4 protein-coding genes and 1 pseudogene are annotated in these 3748 nt (G+C 50.5%); 3 read left to right on the forward strand and 2 right to left on the reverse strand.

Annotation, left to right across the window (positions count from 1 at the left end):
- Positions 1-29 precede the first annotated feature (29 nt).
- The 3 genes from A3730_RS16025 to A3730_RS16035 are packed head-to-tail and all read left to right on the forward strand — an operon-like array spanning position 30 to position 1684.
- The gene (locus tag A3730_RS16025; protein WP_062817550.1) at positions 30-923 is read left to right on the forward strand and encodes a HupE/UreJ family protein; all 894 of its coding nucleotides are present in this window, start codon (positions 30-32) and stop codon (positions 921-923) included.
- A 32-nt stretch (positions 924-955) separates the two neighbouring features.
- Complete coding sequence (locus A3730_RS16030) at positions 956-1303, forward strand: DUF6488 family protein (RefSeq protein ID WP_062817549.1); 348 nt, start codon at positions 956-958, stop codon at positions 1301-1303.
- Positions 1304-1333: 30 nt separating this feature from the next.
- Positions 1334-1684, forward strand: coding sequence for a DUF3147 family protein (locus A3730_RS16035; protein ID WP_035246388.1), 351 nt, complete (start codon positions 1334-1336; stop codon positions 1682-1684).
- Positions 1685-1889: 205 nt separating this feature from the next.
- On the opposite strand, the gene A3730_RS16040 is transcribed toward A3730_RS16035, so the two are convergent.
- Together A3730_RS16040 and A3730_RS16045 are read right to left on the reverse strand one after the other, a co-directional pair.
- Complete coding sequence (locus A3730_RS16040) at positions 1890-3230, reverse strand: site-specific integrase (RefSeq protein ID WP_062817548.1); 1341 nt, start codon at positions 3228-3230, stop codon at positions 1890-1892.
- A gap of 262 nt (positions 3231-3492) precedes the next feature.
- Positions 3493-3748 (reverse strand): annotated as a pseudogene (locus A3730_RS16045) (IS4 family transposase); the annotation flags it as partial.

A 3748-nucleotide genomic window follows, 5' to 3' on the forward strand; every position in this document is an offset into this window, starting at 1 on the left:
AGCAAATCAACAACAAGGGAGTTTAGGTTGTGAAATTGAAATACTGGATTGGTCTTCTATCCATTTTGGCAAGCAGCATCGCCATGGGGCATGGCATGTCAGCAGAGGATAAGGCGAGGGCGCTCAATGCCGGTTTCATGGAGTACATTGAGCTTGGAGCGATGCACATGGTCACAGGCTATGACCATTTACTGTTTCTGTTCGGCGTGGTGTTCTTTCTGACCCGCTTCAGTGACATTGTTCGTTTTATAACCGCGTTTTCCATTGGCCACTCGATTACTCTGGTGTTTGCCACCCTCTATAGTATTCAGGCGAATTACTACTTAGTGGATGCGGTTATCGCTCTGACTGTCTGCTATAAGGCGTTTGATAACCTTGGCGGTTTCAAGACTTATCTGAAGATGAAGTCACCAAACTTAATGTGGATGGTTTTCGCTTTCGGTCTTATTCACGGGTTTGGACTGTCGACGCGATTGCAGCAATTACCTCTGGCAGAAGATGGTTTGGTTTTTCGCATCCTGGCTTTCAATGTTGGCGTAGAGTTGGGGCAGATTGCTGCGCTGGCCATCATGTTGTTTTTATTGTCTGGTTGGCGCCGCATGGCATCGTTCAAACGCTTCAGTCAAGCGACCAATGGGCTGCTGATGGTGTTGGGGTTGCTGTTGCTGTTGATGCAGCTGCATGGATATCTACACTCAAGCAATCCTGATGAATTTCCGCTGAACAAGGATGATCACCAGCATACTCATGAAGACATGGGGGTTGCTAATTCTCCGCTGTCCGGGTACGAGAAGCGCTTTGATTTGGATGCAGAGGATAGTGTTAACGGTGAGGTTGAAACAGAGGGTCGTGAGCCGGAGGAGTTGCCAAACAGTGCCTCTAATCCTCACGCCCATGGTGACGGCGAAGCCCATGTACATTAATAAATTTGATCTGTTTTTATGAGGAAAATGTTATGAGATGGATGAAAACCTTGATGACGATGATGGCCTTGAGTTTTGCCTCGCCGGTGTTTTCTCACGGCGGAGGGCATGCCACGGTAACCGCCGATCAGGCGGAGGAAGTAGCCAGGTATGTGGCTGTCGAGCTCACCGAGGAAGATCGGGGTATGGGATTTGGCAAACTGGACGAAAGCTGGAGAGAGATCCCCGACGAGAGCGTGGGTATCAGTAAATTTGGCCCCGGATATTACATTGTGGCTATGGATCATGAAGATGAGGAGCGAACGCTTTATATACTTATGACCAACACGGGTAATGTGTACGACGTAAACTTCACTGGTGAGTTCAAAGGAATTGATTGATATTAAGCTAGGGAATCAAGAGGAAAAATTATGTCAATGCTAGTCATTAAATACCTAGTATCAGCAGCAATTATAGTCTTGGTTTCCGAGCTGGCTAAGCAGAGTGATAGGGTGGGGGCGCTATTGGCGTCACTGCCTGTCGTTACACTAATGGTCTTGGTGTGGCTTTATTTTGAGGGCCAACCCACTGCCAAACTGGCCAATCATGCTTGGTATACCTTTTGGTATGTGCTCCCAACGCTGCCCATGTTCGCCTTATTCCCAGCAATGCTTGAGCGCTGGGGATTTTGGCTGGCTTTATTAGTGTCAGCTTTTTTGACCGTGTTTTGTTTTGCTCTGCTTGCTTTCTTGGTAAAACGCTGGGGAATTGATCTATGGTGAGGAAAGCGACTATTTTGCGGAAAATAGCCCAATCCTGTTTAGACTAATGTCGATTGCTGGCTGTCAGAATTCAATAATAGGCGTGTTATTTAGGCGTGGGTCAAATATGTGAGTATATTCTTCATAGAAAGAGTAGGTAGCCTGAATGCTTAGTTGAGCTCTAGATGTCACTTGGAGCGAAAACTCTCATTTAACGCATCAGCTATCATCTTGGTTCTGTCAGATCCTGGAGCCGGGAGCCCAATTTCTCCCAAGCCTCGCTGCATTCCTTGGTATAGCTATGGCGTTGATAGGTCCTTTTAACCCTATTTTCTTCGGTGTGGTTCAGGCAGCGTTCTGCGACTTCAGGAAGTACGCCTAGAGCGGTCATCATGGTTGCGCCGGTTCTGCGAAGGTCGTGAGGTGTCCACTTGCCACCGGGTAAACAAAGAGCTTGCGCGTTGTTAGTGCGATTGCTCATGGTGCCACTATTTGACGGGCGCTGTCGGTCAGAAAGCTGCTTGGTTATGGTTTTTGAGCAGAGAGGGCCGGTTTCCGCTCTGTTCGGGTAGCACCATGGGGACAGGCCTGTCATTTCCTGCAGCTGTTGGAAGAAACTGACAGAAAAGGCTGACAGGTGTACTTGATGAGGCTTGCCGTTCTTGCTGTTTTCGGCAGGAATAAGCCAAGTTCTTTGCTCTAGGTCAATATACTCCCAGCGTGCCGCCAGAAGTTCACCAATGCGGCAACAGGTGGAAAGTGCTATCCAGACAGCCAATTCAGAGGTTTTCAGCAGGTTGGCAGAGGGTAGGGCGTTTGTCAGTTGTCGAATCTCGTCCTCGGATAGCACTCGGTCACGTTCAGTCTCCTTACCTCCGATTTTGGCTTTCCGAATACTGCTGCTGGGGTCGAATTCAATGATGTCTCGGTCCACGGCAAAGCGGAACATCTGTCGCATCAGGCTGAATACGACTTTCACCATGCGGGTGACACCCCGTGCCGCCATGGCATCTGTCACCTGAGTGATGTGCCCTTTACGGATGTCTGCGACAAAGACTTGGCCAATGAGGGGGAGAACGTCCTTCTCGAACATGCGCCGGACTTCTGTACCCTTGTCTTTCCGGTGTGACACGTCAATTTCCATCCATCGCTCAAAGAGCTGGGAAACGGTTTGCCGAGAAGCCAGTGCAGCGGCCTCGGCCTCTTTTTGTGCCGCTTCTTGCTCAAGGCGTGATAGCTCTGCTTGCCTAGCGGCCTCTCGAGCGGCCCGTTCTGAGTTAAGGTGCTCTCCAATGTTCTTGATGCCTGAGACGTAGAGCCGCGATAACTCGCTGGCTTGGGTGCGGGCTTGCTTGAGAGTGAGCCCGGTGGTGCCAGTGCGTGAGTAAACTCCAAGCGGGTGAAACTGGCGTTTACCTGTCTGGTCACTGTAACGGAAGTAGAAGAGATGCTTCCCGTTTGGCTGAAGTCTGACCATGAATCGACCATGCCCACGTGGGCCGTCTTCGGTTAGCCAGGCATCTTTGGGCTCTTTTGGAGTGAGGTGTCTATCTGTGATGATGCCCATGTATGCTCCGAAATCTCGTCACCGTTCCGTCACCGTTCCGTCACCGTTTCTCAATCGCTTTCGGTGGATTCTAGTGGACGTTGTTGGACAATGCAAAGATGTATTTTTAACTAACTTACTGATATTTAATGGTTTGTAGATTCTGTTGGACGGCGACGGACAAGCTGTAACCTTTATGGGGTGCAAGGGGTAGGAGGTTCGAATCCTCCCGTCCCGACCAAATTAGGTCGTATAAAAAGCTCGGCAACTGCCGTAATGCCGTTCACTTAAGAGGAGCGGCATTACGATCGACGGGATAGCGGGTCTTGGAGATTTTGACCGTTCTCGGCCTGGAAGGTCGGGAACGGTCCTCCAACAACAGGTTACCGATCCCCGCTCTGAGTTCCGCCAAGCGTGCGCCCGTGCGCGATAGCGGCTGAGCCGCCGCCATCACGATCAACTGCGCGGCGATGTACTGATAGGCGAACTTGAAGCGGATACGCGACGGGTCCTGGCCATGAGCCACTGCCGCCTGACTG

The organism is Alcanivorax sp. HI0044 (genome assembly GCF_001634945.1).

Bases quoted from the DNA above. Each gene is read 5' to 3' on its own strand.
- A3730_RS16040 (WP_062817548.1), bottom strand. From the start codon at position 3,230: ATGGGCATCATCACAGATAGACACCTCACTCCAAAAGAGCCCAAAGAT.
- A3730_RS16035 (WP_035246388.1), top strand. From the start codon at position 1,334: ATGTCAATGCTAGTCATTAAATACCTAGTATCAGCAGCAATTATAGTC.
- A3730_RS16030 (WP_062817549.1), top strand. From the start codon at position 956: ATGAGATGGATGAAAACCTTGATGACGATGATGGCCTTGAGTTTTGCC.